The 20,428-nt window shown below is 61.5% G+C and carries 18 protein-coding genes; 8 read left to right on the top strand and 10 right to left on the bottom strand.

Annotated elements, in window-relative coordinates; all coding sequences use genetic code 11:
• Positions 1-129 precede the first annotated feature (129 nt).
• On the top strand, positions 130-1,671 hold the full coding sequence (locus tag M5C01_RS20875; protein WP_152740898.1) for an FAD-dependent oxidoreductase: 1,542 nt from the start codon (positions 130-132) through the stop codon (positions 1,669-1,671).
• On the opposite strand, the gene antC is transcribed toward M5C01_RS20875, so the two are convergent.
• Genes antC through antA form a run of 3 tightly spaced genes read right to left on the bottom strand, consistent with a single transcriptional unit; the run spans position 1,635 to position 4,581 of the window.
• Positions 1,635-2,666 (bottom strand): anthranilate 1,2-dioxygenase electron transfer component AntC, encoded by a 1,032-nt coding sequence (antC, locus tag M5C01_RS20870; RefSeq protein ID WP_152740850.1) that lies wholly within the window; start codon positions 2,664-2,666, stop codon positions 1,635-1,637. The two genes, M5C01_RS20875 and antC, sit on opposite strands and share 37 nt — an antisense overlap.
• Positions 2,667-2,683: 17 nt before the next feature.
• Positions 2,684-3,175, bottom strand: a complete 492-nt coding sequence (antB, locus tag M5C01_RS20865) for an anthranilate 1,2-dioxygenase small subunit (protein ID WP_152740851.1) — start codon at positions 3,173-3,175, stop codon at positions 2,684-2,686.
• A 2-nt stretch (positions 3,176-3,177) separates the two neighbouring features.
• Entirely contained in the window at positions 3,178-4,581 is a 1,404-nt protein-coding gene (gene antA, locus M5C01_RS20860; RefSeq protein ID WP_152740852.1) for an anthranilate 1,2-dioxygenase large subunit, read from the bottom strand.
• A 268-nt stretch (positions 4,582-4,849) separates the two neighbouring features.
• Here antA and M5C01_RS20855 point away from each other — a divergent pair, with 268 nt between their 5' ends.
• Both M5C01_RS20855 and chrA read left to right on the top strand, forming a co-directional pair.
• The gene (locus M5C01_RS20855) at positions 4,850-5,860 is read left to right on the top strand and encodes an AraC family transcriptional regulator (protein WP_152740853.1); all 1,011 of its coding nucleotides are present in this window, start codon (positions 4,850-4,852) and stop codon (positions 5,858-5,860) included.
• 270 nt (positions 5,861-6,130) lie between these two features.
• Positions 6,131-7,324, top strand: coding sequence for a chromate efflux transporter (gene chrA, locus M5C01_RS20850; RefSeq protein WP_152740899.1), 1,194 nt, complete (start codon positions 6,131-6,133; stop codon positions 7,322-7,324).
• A 40-nt stretch (positions 7,325-7,364) separates the two neighbouring features.
• Here chrA and M5C01_RS20845 read toward each other — a convergent pair whose 3' ends face one another.
• Genes M5C01_RS20845 through M5C01_RS20835 form a run of 3 tightly spaced genes read right to left on the bottom strand, consistent with a single transcriptional unit; the run spans position 7,365 to position 11,781 of the window.
• Complete coding sequence (locus tag M5C01_RS20845) at positions 7,365-9,752, bottom strand: serine hydrolase (protein ID WP_152740854.1); 2,388 nt, start codon at positions 9,750-9,752, stop codon at positions 7,365-7,367.
• Complete coding sequence (locus M5C01_RS20840) at positions 9,704-10,972, bottom strand: putative glycoside hydrolase (protein ID WP_152740855.1); 1,269 nt, start codon at positions 10,970-10,972, stop codon at positions 9,704-9,706. Before M5C01_RS20840 ends, M5C01_RS20845 begins: the two co-directional genes overlap by 49 nt.
• A complete protein-coding gene (locus M5C01_RS20835; protein ID WP_152740856.1) occupies positions 10,969-11,781 on the bottom strand; it encodes a polysaccharide deacetylase family protein in 813 nt (270 codons plus the stop codon). The genes M5C01_RS20840 and M5C01_RS20835 overlap by 4 nt, the downstream gene beginning before the upstream one ends.
• A 212-nt stretch (positions 11,782-11,993) precedes the next feature.
• On the opposite strand from M5C01_RS20835, the gene M5C01_RS20830 reads away from it, so the two are divergent.
• On the top strand, positions 11,994-12,554 hold the full coding sequence (locus M5C01_RS20830; protein ID WP_152740857.1) for a nitroreductase family protein: 561 nt from the start codon (positions 11,994-11,996) through the stop codon (positions 12,552-12,554).
• 461 nt (positions 12,555-13,015) lie between these two features.
• Here the strand turns inward: M5C01_RS20830 and M5C01_RS20825 are convergent, their stop codons facing one another.
• From M5C01_RS20825 to M5C01_RS20810, 4 genes are all read right to left on the bottom strand, one after another.
• Positions 13,016-13,597, bottom strand: coding sequence for a Spy/CpxP family protein refolding chaperone (locus tag M5C01_RS20825; RefSeq protein WP_103494344.1), 582 nt, complete (start codon positions 13,595-13,597; stop codon positions 13,016-13,018).
• Positions 13,598-13,704: 107 nt separating this feature from the next.
• Positions 13,705-14,481: an ABC transporter permease gene (locus M5C01_RS20820; protein ID WP_248764382.1), complete on the bottom strand. Its 777-nt coding sequence runs from the start codon at positions 14,479-14,481 to the stop codon at positions 13,705-13,707.
• The gene (locus M5C01_RS20815; RefSeq protein ID WP_152740858.1) at positions 14,481-15,293 is read right to left on the bottom strand and encodes an ATP-binding cassette domain-containing protein; all 813 of its coding nucleotides are present in this window, start codon (positions 15,291-15,293) and stop codon (positions 14,481-14,483) included. Before M5C01_RS20815 ends, M5C01_RS20820 begins: the two co-directional genes overlap by 1 nt.
• Positions 15,294-15,457: 164 nt before the next feature.
• Complete coding sequence (locus M5C01_RS20810) at positions 15,458-15,883, bottom strand: potassium channel family protein (RefSeq protein WP_103494345.1); 426 nt, start codon at positions 15,881-15,883, stop codon at positions 15,458-15,460.
• Between the two features lie 305 nt (positions 15,884-16,188).
• Here M5C01_RS20810 and M5C01_RS20805 point away from each other — a divergent pair, with 305 nt between their 5' ends.
• The 4 genes from M5C01_RS20805 to M5C01_RS20790 are packed head-to-tail and all read left to right on the top strand — an operon-like array spanning position 16,189 to position 20,423.
• The gene (locus M5C01_RS20805; RefSeq protein WP_103494346.1) at positions 16,189-16,908 is read left to right on the top strand and encodes an ABC transporter ATP-binding protein; all 720 of its coding nucleotides are present in this window, start codon (positions 16,189-16,191) and stop codon (positions 16,906-16,908) included.
• Positions 16,905-17,792, top strand: coding sequence for an efflux RND transporter periplasmic adaptor subunit (locus tag M5C01_RS20800; protein ID WP_152740859.1), 888 nt, complete (start codon positions 16,905-16,907; stop codon positions 17,790-17,792). Before M5C01_RS20805 ends, M5C01_RS20800 begins: the two co-directional genes overlap by 4 nt.
• Positions 17,792-19,330, top strand: coding sequence for an efflux transporter outer membrane subunit (locus M5C01_RS20795; protein ID WP_152740860.1), 1,539 nt, complete (start codon positions 17,792-17,794; stop codon positions 19,328-19,330). The genes M5C01_RS20800 and M5C01_RS20795 overlap by 1 nt, the downstream gene beginning before the upstream one ends.
• Positions 19,281-20,423: an ABC transporter permease gene (locus tag M5C01_RS20790; RefSeq protein WP_152740861.1), complete on the top strand. Its 1,143-nt coding sequence runs from the start codon at positions 19,281-19,283 to the stop codon at positions 20,421-20,423. The genes M5C01_RS20795 and M5C01_RS20790 overlap by 50 nt, the downstream gene beginning before the upstream one ends.
• The last annotated feature ends 5 nt before the right edge of the window (positions 20,424-20,428 follow it).

Raw genomic sequence — 20,428 nt, 5'->3', positions numbered from 1 at the left:
ATCTCGACCAATGCCCCATGAAGCTCACGAATCCGAGTGTTGATATGTGTATTTTGCACATTTTTTGTTGACACTATTTTTCCTCCGAGCTAACACTGATATGTGCAAATTACACATATCGAGGTCGAGATGAAAGCGCAGTGTGAAGTCGATGTACTGATCTGTGGTGCGGGGGCGGCGGGTCTGACGTTGGCGATTGACCTGGCGCGAAGGGGGATTTCCTTTCGCCTGATCGAGAAGATGGATGGCCCGTTCGGCGGTTCCCGTGGCAAGGGCATTCAACCCAGGACCCAGGAAGTCTTCGAGGATCTTGGCATTCTGGACCGGCTCGTCGCGGCGGGCGGGGTATACCCGCTGCAACGGCATTACCGCGACGATGGCGGTTACAGCGATTCCGATCTTATGGAACCTAATGACACGACGCCGGGCGAGCCTTATCAACTGCCGCTGATGGTGCCGCAATTCCTCACCGAGGGCGTTATGCGCGAGCGTCTGCTTGAGCTGGGGCGGCAGCCTGAATTCGGTTGTGAGCTGGTCGCTTTCGAGCAGGACGCGGACGGCGTGACGGCGCAGCTTTCAGGCCCGAAGGGCGAACAGAGTCTGCGCGCGCGCTGGCTGGTGGGTGCCGATGGCGGTCGCAGTTTTGTGCGCAATGCCCTTGGCATCGGCTTCCCGGGCAAGACCCTGGGCGTTCGCGCCATCGTCGCCGATGTGCTGCTGACGGGGCTTGCGCGGGATGTCTGGCACTGTTTCAACGATGGCGACATGCAGCGGCAGCTTTTTCTTTGCCCGCTCGCCGGGACCGAAATGTTCCAGATACAGGGGCCAATTCCGCTCGACGTCGATGTCGACCTTGGCGTCCAAGGGCTGGCAGCCATGGTGGCGGAGCGTACAGGACGCGACGATATCCAGATCCGGTCCGTGTCCTGGGCATCGGCGTACAACATGAACGCTCGGCTGGCCGATCACTACCGCGTCGATCGGGTGTTCCTCGTCGGGGATGCCGCGCATATCCATCCGCCGACCGGTGGCCAGGGCCTCAATACCAGCGTGCAGGATGCCTACAATCTGGGTTGGAAGCTGGCGGCGGTGGCGCAGGGGGCGCCCGATATCTTGCTCGATACCTATGAGGAAGAACGTCGGCCGGTGGCGGCCGCGATGCTCGGGTTGGCAACCAGGCTGCTCGATGCCCAGACCCGAGGCCAGATGCGCCGTGGCCGGGAAGTGCACCAGCTCGATATCGGTTATCCCGAGTCCTCGCTTGCGCTGGGAAAGGCCATATCTGCCAGCGGCGTGGTCGTCGGCGACCGTGCCCCGGATGCCCCGGTCCGGGGGGCCGCCGGTCAATCGAGCCGACTGTTCGAACTGTTCCGAGGCGGGCATTGGACGCTGTTGGGCTATCAGGTCGAGCGTGGTTCGGTGCAACCACGCCCGGGCCTGCATATCCATGTTTTCGGTCCGCACGGTGACGTGTTCGACTCGGGAGGCCACTTTCACGACGCCTACCATCCGGCGGTCGGCGATTGGCTGCTGGTGCGGCCGGATGGCTACATTGGGGCGATTATCGCGGCCGGGGAGGTGGCGATGCTGGAGGCCTACCTTGAACAGGTCGGGCTCGGCAGCGCGGTCGCTGGTCAGGTCCCCGAGTTGCTGTCGATAAACTTCTCGTAATAGAGATGAAAGCCGTCGACATCCTGTTCGGTCAACCACGTTTTGACCGCCTCTATCATCGGCGGCGGACCACACAAGTAAATGTCGAATGGATTGGCGTTCATGGCCTGGCGATCAAAGTGTTCGGGAATTCGTCCGGTCTTGCCTGGCCATTCCGCCGCCGGCTGGCTGACCACCAGGTGATACTCGAAACCTTCGATGCGGGTTTGATAGTCCGCCAGGCGATTCAGTTCGCACAAATCAGTGTGCTGATTGACGCCATAGAACAGCTTGATGGGGTGTTGGCATCCGCCCCTGTCGGCAATCTCGTCGAGCATGCCGAGAAACGCCGAAAGGCCCGTGCCGCCCGCCACCATCACCAGCGGCTTGTTGACCTCGCGCAGATAGAAACTGCCCAGCGGGGCCTCGAACTCCAGCGCTTGCCCAGGTTCACAACGTTCGCGGATAAAGTTGCTCATCACGCCATCCGGTAGCAACCGAATAAGGAATTGCAGCTGATTGCCCGGGTTGGGCCGGTTGGCGAACGAGTAGGAGCGCCAGGCATCGGTGCCGGGCACCTTCAGGCGCGCGTATTGGCCGGGCAGGAAATCCAGCAGCCGCTCGCTGGAACTGGCGTCGACGTGCAGGATTGCGGTGCTGCCGGAAACCTGCTCGACCTTGGCGATAACGGCCTGTATGCGCTGGGTGGCGCCGGCATTGCACAGGCTTGAATCGAAGTCGAAGTAAAAGGACGCCGCGGACTGCACGCGGGTCTGGCACGAAAGCATCCTGCCTTGCGCCAGGTCGGTTTCGCTGAACACTTCGTCGTCGACATAGTCCTGTGTGTACTGGCCGGATTCGCAGCGCCCCTGGCAGGTGCCACAGACACCTTCGCGACAATCCAGGGGAATGTTCACACCGTTGCGCAGGGCCGCATCGAGCAGCAATTCGTTGGCCTTGACCTCAAAAAACGAGGTCTTGCCATCGGCAAAATTGAAAGCCACTTTGTGGGTCATGGCGCGTACTCCGTGGCTTACAGGTGGTAGAAATCGAGCACTGAATTGATCGTGTCGTTGAGCAGCAGCACATGCTTGCGGGTGATCTTCCAGCTCTCGCCGTCGGGCCGCAGGCGATAGGTGGCGCGGCCGTAGAACTGCTCGGAAGTGGCCATGCGGTAGTACAGCGTCTGCCAGTTGACCCTGACCTCCAGCTCATCGTTTTCCAGCGCCGCAATGCGCACATTGTTGATCATGTGCAAGGTACGCGGCATCGGGATGGTCGAGGCGGCCTTGCCGGTGCGCAGGCGGAATACCCGATCTTCCAGGCCACCGCGGTTGGCGTAGTAGATCAGCGACATGCCTTTCTTCGGATCGGTGGTGTAGACGTGCTCCGAGTCCCATTGCGGCAGGTGGAATTCGCTGTCCTCGCTGAACAGGTCGAGGTAGGCGTCCCAGTCCTGGGCATCGCAGAGTTCGGCCTTGCGGTAAAGAAATTGCTCCACACGGTATTGCAGTTGCGAATTCATGCTTACACCTCGCGCAGTTGCAGGGGTTGTTCTTCGGCGGCCTTGCGCGCCAGGCCTTCGAGCAGGAAGCGCTGCCAGTTGCCGTGCTGGTTGACGTAGAGCCCTTCGTGGGTGAATTCGGTTCCGGTCAGGGCCGGTTCGATGCCGAGGGTTTCACTGTTGCGGGTCGGCCCGGTGACCCATTTGTCGTGGCCGCGGGAGATGTCACTCCAGCGCTCCAGGCGAGCCTGGAAGCCGCGCTGGGCTTCACGGAATTCCACCAGGTCGTCGGGGGTGCCGAGGCCGGAGACATTGAAGAAGTCTTCGAACTGGCGAATACGGTTTTCGCGATCGGCATCCGACTCGCCTTTGACTCCCAGGCAGAAGCTGTGGATCTCGGTCTTGTTCCAGGCCAGGGGACGAATGATCCGCAACTGCGAGCTGATCTGGTCGAGGAAAAACATGCTCGGGTAGACGTTCAGGTTGCGCAGGCGATGCATCATCCACTCGGCCTTGTCCTGGCCATACTCTTCGATCAGGCGCGGCATGATCGTGGCGTAACCAGGGCGCACCGTCGGGTTGGGCATATCGCTGAACAGCAGGCTGTGGCCGTTGTTGAAGGAGAACCAGCCGTCGTCGGTCTCGGCATCGCCGGCGCCCAGTTTGCTGTAGTCCAGGGTGTCGCCCGAAGCGGTGCCTTTTTCGGCGTTGACCTGTTGGCGATGCTGCACCGTGGCGACGTAGTTGTAGTGCACGGTACTGACGTGATAACCGTCCAGGCCGTTTTCGTTCTGCAGCTTCCAGTTGCCGTCATAGGTGTAGGACGACTTGCCGGGCAGCACTTCCAGCTCGCCAGTGGCCGATTGCGCCACCATCATGTCGAAGAACACCTTGGCGTCGCCCAGGTAGTCTTGCAGGCTGTCGTTGCCGTCGACATCAAGACTGACGAAGACAAAACCCTTGTAGCTTTCGATACGGGCCTTTTTCAGGCCGCGGGTGGCCTTGTCGAAACCCTCGGGGTACTCACCCGGCGCCTTGACCTTGACCAGGCGGCCATCGCTCTTGTAGCACCAGGCGTGGAAAGGGCAGGTGAAGGTCGACTGGTTGCCCTTGCCGACGCGGGTCAGGGTCGTGCCGCGATGCTGGCAGGCGTTGATCAGGGCGTTGAGGCGACCTTCGCCGTCGCGGGTGATGATCAACGGCTGGCGACCGGCACGCATCGTCATGAAGTCGTGTTTGTGGGCGATCTCGCTTTCGTGACAGGCGTAGATCCAGTTCTTCTCGAAGATCAGTTCCATCTCGAGATCGAACAGTTCAGGCTCGGTGAACATTTCCCGGGCGATACGGTAGATGCCTTCCACCGGACGGAAGTCCAGGCAACCCTGGATGAAGGTCTGCCATTGGGCGACGCTTTTCGAATAATGCATGAGTCGGTACCTGTTTCATCGGGCGAATCGGTACCTGCATTTAAAGTGGCCGCCAGCCTTGCGGTCTATCCGCATAGTTGGCGAAGACAGTCCGGAAATTTTGTGGCCGGTAATCGCCCACTAAATGCCGGAAACAAGGTCGTCTGCTCACGGGATGACACCCGACGCCCGCCTATTATGTAACGATGACTTGGCGCGGGGATTGCTTCTATACCCGCGAACGTGCCGTCAGAGCGCGTACCGATAAAAGCCTTGTTGAGTAACGCCGATGAGTAGCAAACCCGAACATCATTTTCGAGACATTCATGCCGATCGCTTCGATCTGGCCGGGGCGCACTCATGGATGTCGGCTATCTGCGGCCCCCATTTGCTCTATGCGAGCAAACCCGACAGCATCCAGTTCCACCACAGTGGCAACGTGCTCAAATCGATGTCGACCACCCTGGGCATCATCGAGTACGGCACCGATGTCACGGTCGGCGTCACCGACGTCGACAGCTTCAACAGCTACAGCCTGAGCCTGCCCTTGAGCGGTGAGCAGGAACTGAGCAGGGGCGGGGTGCTGTTACGCTCTGATCGTGATCATGGCGTCATTGTTTCGCCTAACCAGAGCCAGCAATTGAGCATCACCGGCGACTGCCGCAAGCTGCAGGTGGTCATCACCCGCAGTGCCATGCGCAAGACCCTGGAAGACATGTTGCAGCATCCCTTGGACACCCCGCTGTGTTTCGAGCCCGAAATGGATGCGGTGACCGGGTCCGTTGCCTCGTGGTGGCGCACGGTCAGGCACTTTATCGAGGAAATGGAGCGCAGTGAGCTGTACGGCCAGCTGCTGTTCAATCGTGACCTGGAGAGCGCCTTGCTCAAGGGCCTGATCCTGTCCCAGCCGCACAACTACTCCACCGAGCTGCGCGAACGTCTGGGCATCAAGCTGCCGCACTACCTGGTTCGCGCCAAGGACTTCATTCATGCCCATGCCCGTGATGTGCTGAACCTTGACGATATCGAGGCCGCCGCCGGGGTGTCGCGTTTCAAGTTGTTCGAAGACTTCAGGAAGTACTTCGAAATGTCGCCCATGGCTTACCTGAAGAAATACCGCCTGATGGGTGTCCGCCAGGAAATCCTTGAAGATCGCTCGGCCCACAATATCTCGGTGATCGCGATGGGCTGGGGGTTCAGCCATCTGGGGCGGTTTTCCTGCGAATACCGCAAGCTGTTCGATGAGACGCCGAGCATGACCCTGCAGCGGGTCGATGCCCGGCGTGACAGGTCCTTGTAAGGGGCTCCGGCAATAGGCTCCGTGTCGGGTGTCAGGCCCCGATGGATTTCGGATCAGTGGCACCGCCCCAAGGGGTTCGACATGCTTGAGGTCAAACAGTAAGGCTCGCCTACACACATAGACTGAAACCTTTGATTGCCAGGCGGGTGGTCGATGGCACTGGATATTTCTTCTGTACTGCTGCGAGACTTGAGAGGCCAGCCAGCGGATAACCGCTGAATCACAGTGGCCAGCTTGGGAGTCTGTAGATTGTCAGTAGAACCTAATGCCATGGGCGGCAAGCCTGACTCCGCATGGTCGGTGTTCCTGGTGTTCTTGCGCCTGGGGCTGACCTCTTTCGGCGGTCCGATTGCGCATCTGGGTTATTTTCGCGAGGCGTTCGTGGTTCGACGCCAATGGCTCAGCGAGCAGAGTTATGTCGATCTGGTCGCCTTGTGCCAGTTTCTTCCGGGGCCCGCCAGTAGCCAGGTCGGCATTGGCGTGGGGCTTTCACGTGCCGGGCTTCGGGGGGCTGTCGCTGCGTGGGCCGGGTTCACCTTGCCGTCAGCTATCGTCCTGGTTCTGTTCGCCCAGGGGATGTCCATCTGGGGAAGTGCATTGCCCAGTGGCCTGCTGCACGGCCTCAAGATCGTCGCGGTGGCCGTGGTGGCTCAAGCGGTCTGGGGCATGGCGCGCAATCTTTGCACCGATGTGCCTCGGGTGACCATTGCCGCCTTCGCTGCCTGCGCCGCCTTGCTGTGGCCCAATGCCTGGGGGCAGATCGGAGTGATCGTCTGCAGCGCTGTCATCGGTTTGCTGCTGTTCAAACCGGCTCAAGGTCGGGCGGCGGAGTCTTTGCCGATCTCGGTCAGTCGCAAAGCCGGGCTGATTTCGCTGGTGCTGTTCTTCGCCCTCTTGGTTGGCTTGCCGTTGGCGATCGAGGTCTGGCCTTCACCCTGGCTTGCCATGGTGAACGCCTTCTACCGTGCCGGTTCCTTGGTCTTTGGCGGCGGGCACGTGGTGCTGCCGTTGCTGCAGGCGGCCACGGTACCCAATGGTTGGGTCGCCAATGATACGTTTCTCGCCGGCTATGGCCTGGCGCAGGCGGTTCCGGGCCCGCTCCTGACCTTTTCGGCTTTTCTCGGGGCCTCCATGAGCGTCCAGCCTTCGGGTTGGGCTGGCGCGACGCTGTGCCTCATCGCTATTTTCGTGCCTTCGTTCCTGCTGGTGATCGGTGTGTTGCCATTCTGGGAGCGCCTGCGGCACAGCGTGCGCACCCGGTCGGCGCTTGCCGGGGTTAACGCGGGGGTGGTCGGGTTGCTCCTGGCGGCCTTGTACAATCCGGTCTGGAGCAGCGCAATATTCAAGCCTCAGGACTTCGGCCTGGCGCTGCTGGCCCTGGTCGCCCTGATGTTCTGGAAGGTCCCGCCGTGGTTGGTCGTCCTCGGCTGTGGCTTGCTCGGATGGCTGCTAAGCGTTGTATAGGATGGCGGTGACGCTGCCGTTACCCAGATGGCTGGCTCGCTCAATAGCGCAAACTCTCCTGGCGCAGTCGCGCGAAGCGCTCAAGGGACGAGGCATCGAGCGCTTGCGCCGCGTCCGCTGCCGCGCCGTCGTGGATCGCTTGCCACACCGCTTGTGAACCGACCGACGCCCTGGTCGCCGCCAGATCGAAGGTGTCGGGGTAGAGCGCGTGCAGGGTGGCGAGCAGCGTCAAGCCGAGGCTGGCGACGGGACGCGGAGTGGCGGTGGTGTCGCGCACGATGCTGACGCCATGACAGAGTTGACCGCGCCAGGTCGACTCGGTGGGGACGAAATCGATCTTTTCGAAATGCATGCCTGTATCCAGTGCATTCAGCCTGTCTGCCAGTCGGCCGGCGTCGATCCAGGGGGCGCCTATCCATTCGAACGGATGCGCTGTGCCGCGTCCGACACTCAAATTCGCACCTTCGAGCAAGCCGACTTCCGGGTACAGGTCCAGTTGCGGCAGCGTGCGCAGGTTCGGTGAGAGCGGCACCCAGCCCAGGCCTGTGTCGGCGAAGGTCATGGAGCGGCGGTAGCCTTGCATCGGTACGACGCGCAGGTCCGCGCCGATGTGCTTGTTGTGGTTGAACAGACTTGCCAGTTCGCCGACGGTCATGCCGGGGAGCAGCGGAAGCGGGAAATAACCGGTGAATGAGGTGTGGCGGCTGTCCAGCAGCGGCCCGCCGAAGCGCTGCCCGCCGAGCGGATCGGGGCGGTCCAGGACAAACAGCGGTATGCCTTGTGCCGCCGCGGCTTCGAGTGCGTAGCCCAATGTGGTCTCGTAGGTGAAGAAACGCACGCCGGCATCCTGGATATCGAAGACCAGCGCATCTAGCCCCTGGAGCGAGCCGGCCGGGAAGCGCTGTGTCGCACCGTAGAGGCTATGGACGGTGAGGCCCGTGGCGCTGTCGAGGGTGTCGCCGACCCGCTCGTCGAGATCGGTGTTCAGCCCGTGCTCCGGCGAGAACAGTGCTGTCAGCCTGACGCCTGGCGCATGGGCGAGCACGTCGACGGTGCGCCGACCGTTGGCGTCGAAGCCGCTGCGATTGGTGATCAGGCCCACGCGCAGGCCGGCGAGTGCTGCAAACTGCTGCGCCTCCAGTACGTCGATACCGGTCTGCACCGGGCCGATCGAGGTGGGCAACTGGGTGGCGGCCTGCAACGCCGGCCATGCCGACGGCTGCAATCGAGCGATTTGCGCGGTGCTGGTCGGTGTCGCCCGGCTGGCCAGCAGCGCGAGCAACTGGGCACGCAGCGGGCGCGCGTCACCGCGATCATTCGGATGCACGCGGTTGCTCAGGATGACGATGAACTGGTGTGTCTGGGTATCGATCCACAGGCCCGTGCCGGTATATCCGGTGTGGCCGAGCATGCCAATGGGCGGTAGACGATCACGATTGGGCACCAAGGGGGCGGCCAGTTCCCAGCCGAGTCCGCGCCACGGCGGGCTCGCGAGGGGCGAGGCGGCCGTGGCGAGTGCGCTAATGCTCTGCGGTCGCAGGATCGGCGTGCTGCCCACGCGTCCGTCGTTCAGTAGCATCTGCGCGAAGCGGGCGAGGTCGTCCGCGGTGGAAAACAGCCCGGCATTGCCGGAGACACCGCCCATCCATTGGGCGGTCGGATCGTGCACGCGGCCCTGGCGCATGCCGGCCTTGTCCGGGGTTGTCGGGGCACTGCGTGCCGCTCGCCGGACGTCCGGGAGAAAGAGCGTGTCGCGCATGCCGAGTGGAGCAAAGATATAAGCCTGGCAATAGGCATCGAGCGAACGGTGGCTGACCCGCTCGATCAGTTCGCCGAGGACCACGAAATTCAGGTCGCTGTAGATGACCCGTTCACCGGGCGTGCTGCGCGGAGACTCTGCGGCGATGGCCTTCAATACGCCTTCGCGGCCCGGCTGAGCGGGGCGTGCGGGCAGGCCCGCGCGTAGCCCGGAGGTGTGCGCCAACAGGTTGCGCACGGTTACCCTGTCCTTGCCGTGGGCTGCAAAGGCCGGCCAATAGTGTGCAACGGGGGCATCCAGGTCGAGGCGGCCGGCTTCGGCCAGTTGCATGATCGCCGTGGTGGTGGCGATGACCTTGGTCAGCGAGGCGAGATCGAACTCGGTGTCCAGTGTCATCGGCTCAGGGGCCGGTAGTGTGGCGCGCTGTCCAAAGGCCTGGCGATAGAACACATGGCTGGCGTCCCCGATCAGCACGACGGCCCCCGGGATACGCCCGGCGGCGATCTGCCCCTCGACGATCCGTGCGGCTTGCAGGCGAGCGGCCGCATCGAGGTCGGCGGCCCCGGCGATCTGTATTGTTGCCAGGCCGGCGAGGAGCACCGAGACTTTCAGTGCCCCGATCAACGTTGCGGCAAATCGGCGGCGGCGTAGTGATTGTGCGGGTTCCATAACATCCATCCATCGCTGTCGGCGGCGTCGGCGGCCTTTATCTGGGCACTGATCGCGGCGGCGTCAAATACGCGATGATCGAAGGCATAATCGCGAAAGGCCTGGAGCCACGGACGAAAACGCACGCCTGGCAGGTGGGTGCGCTTCACGGCCTCCGCCAGGGAGCGCCTGACGATCTGGCCGGGATCGCTGACCGGGTTGCTCAGCCCCGGCAGTCCCCAGGTGAAACCGGATGGATAGAGCATCGGCGAAATATAGTCCAGCGGTGCGCCGAGGGTTTCGAGTTGCTGGCCGATGGCGGTGTCGTCGAGATTCCAGCAAACATAGCCGAAGATGTCGGCGGAGACGAATACGTTGTAGGGCGCCAGTCGCGCGCGGGCGGCTTGCAGGAAACCGACGATCGCCGCTGTCCGGTTGCCCCGGGTATTCGGCTGGGCAAAGTGTAATCCGCCCTTGTCGGGAAAGCGCACATAGTCGAACTGGACCTCATCGAAGCCCATTTGTGCTGCCTCATCGGCGATATCGAGATTGTGCTGCCAGACGTCGTGGGAAAACGGGTCCATCCATTGCAGCTTTTCGTTATCGCGCCATGGCGCGCCTTGCGTGGTGTGCACGCTCCATTCCGGATGCGCGCTGGCGAGCGGGTCGTCCTTGAACACCACGATGCGCGCGATCAGGTACAGGTGTTGCGCATGCAGCCTGGCCAGCAGTGCCGGAAAGTCCTGTACCTGCGGTGAGCGCTCGGCCAGATGGGCGGTGGCGCCACTCTTCTCGCGGGCCGCGCTGTGATAGGGCGTCAGGCCGCGATCGCCCTTGACGTCGATGACCAAGGCATTGATGACCGTGCTCTGGGACAGGCTTACGGCTTGGTTGCGCAGGCTCGCGCTGGTCACGCCGAATACCGACAGATAGACCGCTTTCGGACGAAATGGGGTCAATAGGAGGGTGATGGGCGTTTCGTCGGACACCTGGGCTTGCGCACGCAGATACCCGGGCGCGCGAGCCCCGACGCTCGTGGCCGCCTGGGCGGTCTCGAAGCGCCCGTGCTCATCGGTGCGGGTGACGCCGGCCGAGGTGGTGATGATTGCGCCGACCAGTGGCTCCTGCGTGCTTGAGTCGAGCACGATGCCGCTCACGGCCAGGGCTTCCTGGCCTGTCAGCAGGGTTGCAATGGTGAGCAGTAGCGCAATCGCGTATCGCCTTGAGGAACGGAGGGTCATGGTGTGTTCCCCGTTGCGGGTGTCGTCGGGGTATCCGGTTCGCCGAGCAGGCGGGCGAACGCCTTGGCGCCATAGGCATCGATCATCAGGAAGCGCGGCAGTGCCAGCAGCCGTGCGTGGCGGTCGGTCTTGCGGGCGTCGAGGGTGAAGGCGGCCACGTAGTGCTCTTCGGCGGCCAGTACGAGCAATTCGTCGTCGTAGATGCCGTAAGGCCAGGCGAGCATGTCGATAGACGCGCCCGTTTGAGCCTCGAGACGGCGACGTGAATTGTCCAGTTGCGTGCGGACGAACTGTTCGAAGTCGGCGGGCGTACGCTGTTTGCGCTCGACCTTGAAATTGGGATGCCAGTAGGTGTGCGACTGGATGTCGAACAGCCCGCTCTGCTTCAGGGTCCGCAATTGCTCCCAGGTCAGCGCATAGGAAGCGTTCGAGATCGCCGATGGATAGATGAACAGCGTGACCGCAAAGCGATCGCGCAACACGATGGGCAGCAGTTTTTCGAAGACCGAACGATGCCCGTCGTCCACTGTGATCACCACCGGCTTCGGCGGCAGCGTCGCATGGGGATCGCGCAGCCAGTCGACCACCTCACGCAGCGGCACGATCTGGTAGCCACGCTCGTGCAGAACCTGTAACTGGGCTTCGAAGGTGCTCATGCGCACGGTCATCGAGTCGTCCGCCGTTTCCGAGAAACGGTGGTAAACCAGAATCGCGACACGGGGTTCCGCGGGCGGTGTGACGCCGTCCGTGCCCCAGGCCAGTGCGCAGAGACCCGCCAGCACGACACACACCATGAATTTACCGCACATCTGAGCGCTCCTGCGCAAGTCACGCTCACTCGCGTCATCCGTCTCGCGAATGCGAGGCGGATTCAGTGTGTGTCGAGTCCGGCCGCGTCCATATGATGAAAGTCAAAGCCGTGTGACATGGCACTGTCCGGAGTGCTGACTTGATCTATATCAAGGTTAGCTCATCGTTGCCGCGCGACTGTGTGAAAGGACACTATCGGAGGTCTACATTCATGAATATCAATGAGGCGATCTCGGGCCGTCGCTCGATACGCGAATACACCACGCAAGCCGTTGACGAACCGCTTATTCAGCGCTTGATCAATGCCGCCATCCAGGCGCCCAGTGCGGTCAACCAGCAACCGTGGACGTTCACGGTGATACGTGATCAGGCGTTGCTGAATCGGATCTCTCGCGAGGCCAAGGCCCACATGCTCGCGACCATGCCCGCGGCAACCCTGTCCGAGCACTTCCATTCGGTGCTTAATGATGCGGATTTCCAGATCTTCTATCAGGCACCGGTGCTCATCCTGATTTCGGGGAGCACCCAAGGCCAGTGGATGGTCGAAGATTGCGCATTGGCTGCCGAGAACCTGATGCTCGCCGCCTATGCCGAGGGGCTCGGCAGCTGCTGGATCGGGTTTGCCCAGACTTTTCTCGATACGCCGGAGGGGAAGGGCCTGCTGGGTCTTCCCGCCGAATGGTTGCCGGTTGCGCCGATCATCCTGGGGCATCCCAAGTCCGTGCCGGCCCCGGTCCAGCGCAACGAGGCGCAGATCCGCTGGATTGGCTGAACCGGGCGATCAGACCGTTGCTCCTACTTGGGCGCGGGGGTGTCGCCGGCACCATCCGCCAGCCTTCAGGACACTCGCGCACATAGGGGTAGTAGCCCTTGGCTGACGGACAGTAATACCAGTTTGCCGCAGAGGGCGTCGCAGGCGCGGTGACCACCGGCGGTGCTGCGATCACCACCGAGGGCGGGATATCCGGGTAGTAGTACTCAGGGACCGGGTAGTAGTAGACCGGATAAGCCGGAGCGTAATACGGGCCGCTGAGACGTCCCGCCTCCCAACCCAGGCCCAGGCCAAGCGCCAGCCCCCACCAACCCGCGCCGCCTCGATAACCGCCTCCGCGCGGTGCGGCGCTGGCTGGTACCGCGAGACTGGTAGCGATCACAAGCATGCCCACGAGAACGCAACGTTTTACCGAATCGATATTCATGATCTCTGTCCAATAATGGAACGTTCAGTGGCGCTTATTGTTCGACGGTTTCGTCGCGGTCTTCTTCCTGCGCCGGGGTGAGCGATTGCATGGGCATCTGCCAACCATCGGCGGCGGAGGCCCGGTGGTGCATCACTGTCCAGAACAGATCGAAAATGGTCTTCTGTTCGGCGGCCAAGGTGTCGTAGAAGGCCTGGGTACGCACCTGCGCCGCATCCAGGCGTACCAGGTGGGCCTGCATCCACTGGGTCTGGGCGCGCAGGCGCTCTATGCCCCTGGCCATTCTTTCCGGCGTGGTCTGGTCAACCAGTGCCTTCGGGGCGGCGGCGTCCTTTTCACCTTCGCCGTTGTCCTTTTTCAGTTGCTCCTTGGCATCGGCCAGGACCCCTGACGACCAGGTCTCCCAGGCCGGCAATTGCTCCGCTTTCAGATTCAGTTTGCCTTTGAGATCGTCAAGGGTCAGTTGGGTATGTTTGATCCAGTCGAACTCCGAATGGAGTTTGAACATCCCCCCTGACGCTGGCATTTGTGGATTCGCCATGACCTGGGTGGAGGGCAACAGAAAAGCGCTGGCTGCCACCAACAAGCATTGAGCGATCAAACCTGACTTTTTCATCTTCAGCCCCTGCCGGTACCGTGATTGTCAGGTCGAGCATAGGAGTGGCGCACGGGGGGGAATCTGATCTATGTCAGAAGACCCCGAGTGCCTTGATGAATGTTTTCTCAGCGCGCCAATCCGGGATAAAGCCTGGCCGCCAGCAGTAAAAGCAGGGCGAAAACCGACAGCATTACCGCAAAGCTCGTACTCAAGGCATACACACTGTTGCCGCCGACAATCATGCCGCCGCGCAAGGCATCTACCAGGTAGGTCAGTGGGTTGCAGACCGCGACAACTTTCAGCCAACCGGGCATCAGCTCCAGCGGGTAAATGGCGTTCGAGGCAAAGAACAGCGGCATGGTCAGGACCTGGCCGATCCCCATGAAGCGCTCCCGGGTCTTGACGATGCAGGCAATCACCAGGGAAAAGGTCGAGAAAATACACGAGCCGACGAACACCCCCGCGGCAACGGTGAGGATCGGCAGCAGCTCCCAGCGGATTTCGACTTTCAAGGCGATGGCCACCAGATAGACCACGATCGCCTGTACCAGCCCGCGCAGGCCGGCGGCAAAGGCCTTGCCCATGATCAGGGCGCTACGATGCGCCGGGGTCACCAGAAGCTTGTGGACGATACCCAGGTCACGCTCCCAGATAATGGCGATGCCGTAGAAAATGGCGCTGAACAGAATGCTTTGCGCCAGGATGCCCGGCGCCATGTAATCCAGGTAGCGCAGGTTGCCCGTGGGGATGCCGCGTACCTGGCTGAAAACCTGCCCGAATATCGCCAGCCACAGCACCGGCTGGACGGCTCGCGACAGCAACTCGGTGGGGTCGCGAATCAGCTTGCGCACCTCGGCATTGCAGACCGCGAATGTCTCATTGAGGTAATCGAACAGGCTCATCATCCCAACCTCTGAGCGACATCGCGGCTCTCGCGAGTACCGCGATAGTTGCCGCCCTGCTCAATACTGACGCCACTGAAGTAAACGAACACATCGTCCAGGCTGGCCTGCTTGCCCACCTGCGCCTTGAGTTCAGCGGGTTTGCCGACGACGGCCAGGCGCCCCTGGTGAAGAATCGCCAGCTCGTCGCAAAGCACGTCGGCTTCCTCCATGTCGTGGGTGGTGATCAGGATGGTGGTGCCTTTGCTCTGGCGCAATTGCAGCAAGCGTTCCCATACGGTCCGGCGGGCGATGGGGTCGAGGCCGATGGTCGGTTCATCGAGGAACAGGACTTGTGGGTAGTGCAGCGTGGCCTGGGCGATTTCAAGGCGGCGAATCATGCCGCCGGAGTAGGTCCGGACCAATTTCGATGCGGTCTCTTCAAGCCCGGCGAACGCCAGCGCCTCTTTCACCCGCGCCTGCCTTTTGGCGCCGCGCAGGCCTTGCAAACGGGCCGACAGGTTCAAGTTTTCAATGGCGGTCAATGCTCCGTCAGCCGAAAGCATCTGTGGCACATAGCCGATATGGCGGCGGACCTCGATCGGTCGACGGGCAATATCAAAACCGGCCACCGTTGCCGAGCCGGAGGTGGGGTCGAGCAAGGTGGTCAGCATCTTGATAACGGTGCTCTTGCCGGCGCCATTGGGACCCAGCAGGCCGAAGATACAGCCATGGGGCACTTGCAGGTCCAAACCTTCGAGCGCCACGAAGTGGTCGAAGCATTTGCGCAAGGCCTTGGTGGAAATGGCTGGGGACTCAAGGGTGTCGGTCATGGTGCGAGGACTCTGCGAAGAGGTCATGGATCAATGGCGGCATCAGCCTGGAGAGCCGGTGACAACCGACAACCTGATGCTCGACCTGCCATGTCATTGAGCTTGAACTTCGGGTTTCGGACTTGATGAAAATCAAGTCCGGAGCCTGACGGCGGCCTCGAGGGCTATTTGTTCTTCCAGTATTTCTGCATTTCGAGAAACAGAAACGAGGCGGTCCAGGAAATCAGCACCAGGCCGGTCAAGCCCTGCAGCCCGGTCAGGTACTTGAGGTGGCCGACGGGGGAGATGTCGCCGAAACCGATCGTGGTGTAGGTGGTGAAGGAAAAGTACACGCAGTCCATGAACGAGCCATCGAAGTTGCCCTCCAGGCTTCCCCATTTGCCGGAACTGACCATCAGGTAATAGACCAGGGCGAAGCACCAGACTTCCGCCGCGTGGGCGACCAGCGCGCCGAATACCCCGATGACAATCCTGAAACGGTTCGAGAGCTTGAGTCGGGGCAGCCAGTCGTTCAGCCGTAACAGGCACTCGTAGTGGATCACCACGACGACGATGACGGCCAGTGTATTGATCAGGGTGACTGCCAGCATGGTCGGCCTCCAGCAATGGAAGAAAAATGATCGCCTACCACCCTCGCGCCTGGTACCGATCAGTGCTTTCTACCCTGGGGCGACGAAAAATTATTGAGCTAAATCAACAGTGCTTTTTGTAGACCGATAGATGGCCATTTGTTGATAAAGATCAGGGGGCATTGGCAAGGGCGCCAGATACTTGCCACACCCCCTGGAGTTTCCAACGGAGACCCGGGAAAGCGCGCCGTCACAACCGATGTACCCAAGGCTGGCAAACACCGCGTAGCCATTTCCATACCATGGCATGCCGGGCAGGAGAGATCATGAGTACCGCTCCAGTCGTTTCTACAACGCATCCGGCGATCGTTTCAAACGGCCTGAGCAAATGGTTTGGCGAAGGCAATGCGCGCATGCAGGCGGTCAACCAGGTATCACTGGTCGCCGGGTTTGGCGAGATGGTGTTTATCGTCGGTCCTTCCGGGAGTGGCAAGACCACGTTTCTCAGCATGATCTCCGGCATCCTGCGCCCCGATGCCGGCACGGTGACCATCAATGGCCAGGATATCTGGAGCCTAGGCACTGACCAATTGGCCGAGCTGCGCCTCAATAACATTGGCTTCGTGTTTCAGGACTATCACCTCTTCGCGCGCTTGACCGCCGCCGAGAATGTGGCGATTCCGCTGATTCTCCAGCATCACGACTGGGACGATGCCATTGTCCGGGCTCGGCGCAGCCTGGAAGTGGTCGGCCTCAAGGATCGCGGGGATATTCTGCCGGTCAAGCTGTCCGGCGGCGAACAACAACGGGTGGCCATTGCCCGGGCGATTGTCGGCGAACCACAGATTCTGATCTTCGACGAGCCGACCGCGTCCCTCGATGGCGATACCGGGAAAATGATCATCGCCTTCGTCAAGACCCATATCCTCAACCAGCAGCGGTGCATCCTGATCGTCACCCACGATGCGCGGATCAACGAGTACGCCGATCGCATCATTCACATGGAAGACGGGCGCATCACCGAACTGGAACGGGTCGCCTCATGAAAAACCGCCTGCTGTTCGGTGTGGCCGTACTCGGTGTCCTGGCGGGCCTGGTGGCCGCCTATCTGTTTGGGCGCACTCCACAGACGCCGCCGCCGGTCTTCGCCCCGGCGAGCAGTCCCTATGAGACCGCGATTTATGCCAACGGCATTATCGAGAGTGAACAGTCCGGCGGCTCCGACATCGTGATTTACCCGCAGGTGGCCGGGCCAGTGACGCAACTGTTGGTGCACGAGGGGCAGAAGGTGACCCTGGGGATGCCGTTGGTGACCCTTGACGATGCCGTGCCCAGGGCCAATTTCGAGTTGGCACAGGCCAATCTGAGCACTGCCCGGGACCAGTACAACAAGCGTCTGGCCTCCTACGGCATGGACCCCAAGTCGATCAGCAAGGATACCCTCGATACCGCCAGGGACACGGCGGCCCAGGCCCAGGCGGCGTTGAAGGCCGCGGCGGCGACGCTGGCGCAGTATGCGATCAAGGCGCCCGCGAATGGGGTGGTGTTGGCCATCAACAGCACCGTCGGCAGCTATGTGTCGTCCCAGGGCGCCTATAACACCTACACCGAGGGGTTCACGCCGTTGCTGGTCATGAGTTCCGAGCAGGATCATCTGGCCGTGCGCTGTTACATCGACGAGATCCTGATTGCCCGCTTGCCGGCGCCTGAACATATCCGCGCGCAGATGCAGATCCATGGCACGGAGATCAAGGTACCGCTGGAGTTCGTGCGGGTGCAGCCCTATGTTTCGCCGAAAATCGAGTTGTCCGATCAGCGCCAGGAGAAAGTCGACCTGAGGGTCTTGCCGGTGATTTTCCGCTTTGAGAAAAAAGACCTCCCGATGGTGTACCCGGGGCAGTTGGTGGATGTTTTCATAGGGCAGAAATAATGGACCAGTCGCGCGTGTTTCGCCCGATGCGGCCCTGTGGCCGCTGGCTGGTCCTCAGCTTGTTGACGCTGACCAGCGCGTGCACCCTCGGTCCGGATTTCTCACGTCCGGCGGCCCCGGCACAGGAGGGTTATATTCGCGATCCGATCAGCGCCACCGTGGCCGCCCAAGGGCAGGCGCAGCGCTTTTTGCCGGGGGCCGAGGTCGCGCCTGACTGGTGGCGGCTGTTCCAGTCCGCTTCGCTGGATGCGGTGGTCCATCAGGCGATTGCCAACAACATGACCCTGCGGGCAGCCGAGGCCAGCTTGCGGCAAAGCCAGGATACGCTCATGGCCGGCTATGGGGTTTTCTACCCGCACCTGGACGTTCACGCGGGTGCCGATCGTGAGCGCAGCGCACCCATCCAGCAAGGACTGGGTACCAAGGGCTCGATCTTCAATGTCGTGACCTTGAGTGGCACGATCAGCTACACCCTGGATATTTTCGGCGGCGAACGTCGAACCGTGGAAGGCCTGCAGGCCCAGGTCGATCATCAGACCTGGCTGACCCAGGCGGCTTACCTCACCTTGACCGCCAATGTCGTCAATGCCGCCATTGCTCGCGCAGCTTATGCCGCGCAGATCCAGGCCACCGAACAACTGATCGAACTGCAAAAGCAGCAGCTGCAAACCACCCAGGTGCAGGTACGCAGCGGTACGACGCCGTATTCGGCGATCCTCAGCTTGCAAAGCCTGATCGCCAGCAACGAGGCGCTGTTGCCGGCCCTGCGGCAGAAAGTCAGCCAGGCCGAGCATTTGCTGGCCACCCTGGAAGGCGTTGTACCGTCCGAAGTCAAACTCCCGGACATCCAGTTGAGCGGGCTGTCGTTACCCAAGGATCTCCCCGTCAGCCTGCCTTCGGTATTGGTCCGCCAGCGCCCGGACATCCTCTCCGCCGAAGCACAGCTGCACCAGGCCAGCGCCGCTATCGGCGTGGCTACGGCGGCGATGTTTCCCAGCTTCAGCCTGACTGGCACCTATGGCACTGCCGGATCAAGCCCCGGATCATTGTTCGCCGGTGCCGGGCGTTTCTGGAGTGTCGGGCCGTCGATCGATATCCCGCTGTTCCAGGGTGGCAGCCTGTGGTTTGGCCGCAAGGCCGCGATCGATGCCTATCAGCAGGCCGCGGCGAGTTATCGGGAAGTGGTGCTGGAATCTTTCGCCCAGGTCGCCGATACCCTCAAGGCACTGGAGTTCGATGCCCAGGCCTTGCAAAAGCAAGCCGAAGCCCAGGCCGCCTCCGCAGAGGCCTTGCGGTTGTTGCAAGCCAACTATCGCTCGGGCCTGGTGACCTATCTGGATCTGCTGGCTGCCGATGTGCAACTGCATCAGGTCAACATCGCCTATTTGCAGGCGCTTGCCCAACGTCATCAGGACACCGTCGGCCTGTTCGTTGCCCTGGGGGGGGCTGGTGGAACCGAGTCGACGCCACCGGCAGCAGGCCCGGCCCATGAAGCACTTCGGCATTCTGCGCATAGGTTTCAAACTCCTGGTCAATGACCGCTCCAAGTTTTCCGCGTTGCTGGTGGGTATTACCTTTTCGGTATTCCTGATGATGCAGATGACGGCGATGTTTGCCGGGATCCTCAACCGGGCCTACTCGACGGTGACCAATATCGGTGCGGCGATGTGGATCCTGGACCCTGCCGTGAACACCCCGACCAGCGTCATCCCGCTGCCGGATTACCTGCTTGATGCAGTGCGCAGCATGGACCAGGTCCGCTATGCCGTGCCGATTTTCATCGGCGGCGCCCAGGTCCGGCTGGCCAGCGGCACTTACCAGTCGGTCAGTGTGATCGGCCTGGACGACACCAGCCTGTTCGGCCGGCCGTTACTGGAGCAGGGGGCCATCGAGGATATCTACGCCGAAAACGCGTTCATCATGGTCCACGATGCCGAGTTTTCGAAGCTGGAGAACCCAAGGATAGGCACCGCCTTCGAGCTCAATGATCATCGCGGCACCATTGTCGGCATTGCCAAGGTCCTCACCAGCGGCCTGACCGGGGTGCCGACGCTCTACACCACCTACCGGCGCGCCATCGAATACCTGCCGACCACCCGGTTCACCATCTCCTATATCCTCCTGGATCCCCGCGATGAAGCGGCCGTGAGCCAGATCAAGCAACAGGTCTCGAAGTTGGGGTACATCGCCCTGACCAAGGACGAGTTCAACCAGCGCATCGCCAATTACTACATCTATCAGACCGGGGTAGGCACCAATATCCTGATGATGACAGTCATCAGCTTTCTGGTCGGTCTGTCGATTTCCGGCCAGACCTTCTACACCTTTATCCTGGAAAACCTGGACAAGTTTGCCGCCCTCAAGGCCATTGGCGCCAAGAGCCGTGAACTGATCTACATGATCCTGTTCATGGCCACGTTCACGGCGATGACCGGTTATGGACTGGGTATCGGCCTGGTCACGCTGATGATCTCCGTGGCGCGCTCCAACCTGCCCAACTACGCGGCCATCATCACGTTCTGGAACCTCGGGCTGGCCTTCGTCATGGTGCTCCTGATCGCCGGGGTCTCCAGCTATGTGGGTATCCGCAAGGTCCTGAGAATCGAGCCTTTCGATATTTTCAGAGGGTAATGACA

The sequence above is a fragment of the Pseudomonas sp. MWU12-2319 genome (assembly GCF_023242525.1).
Taxonomy (GTDB): Bacteria; Pseudomonadota; Gammaproteobacteria; order Pseudomonadales; family Pseudomonadaceae; genus Aquipseudomonas; species Aquipseudomonas gingeri_D.
This window is presented reverse-complemented; position numbering and strand designations above follow the sequence as displayed.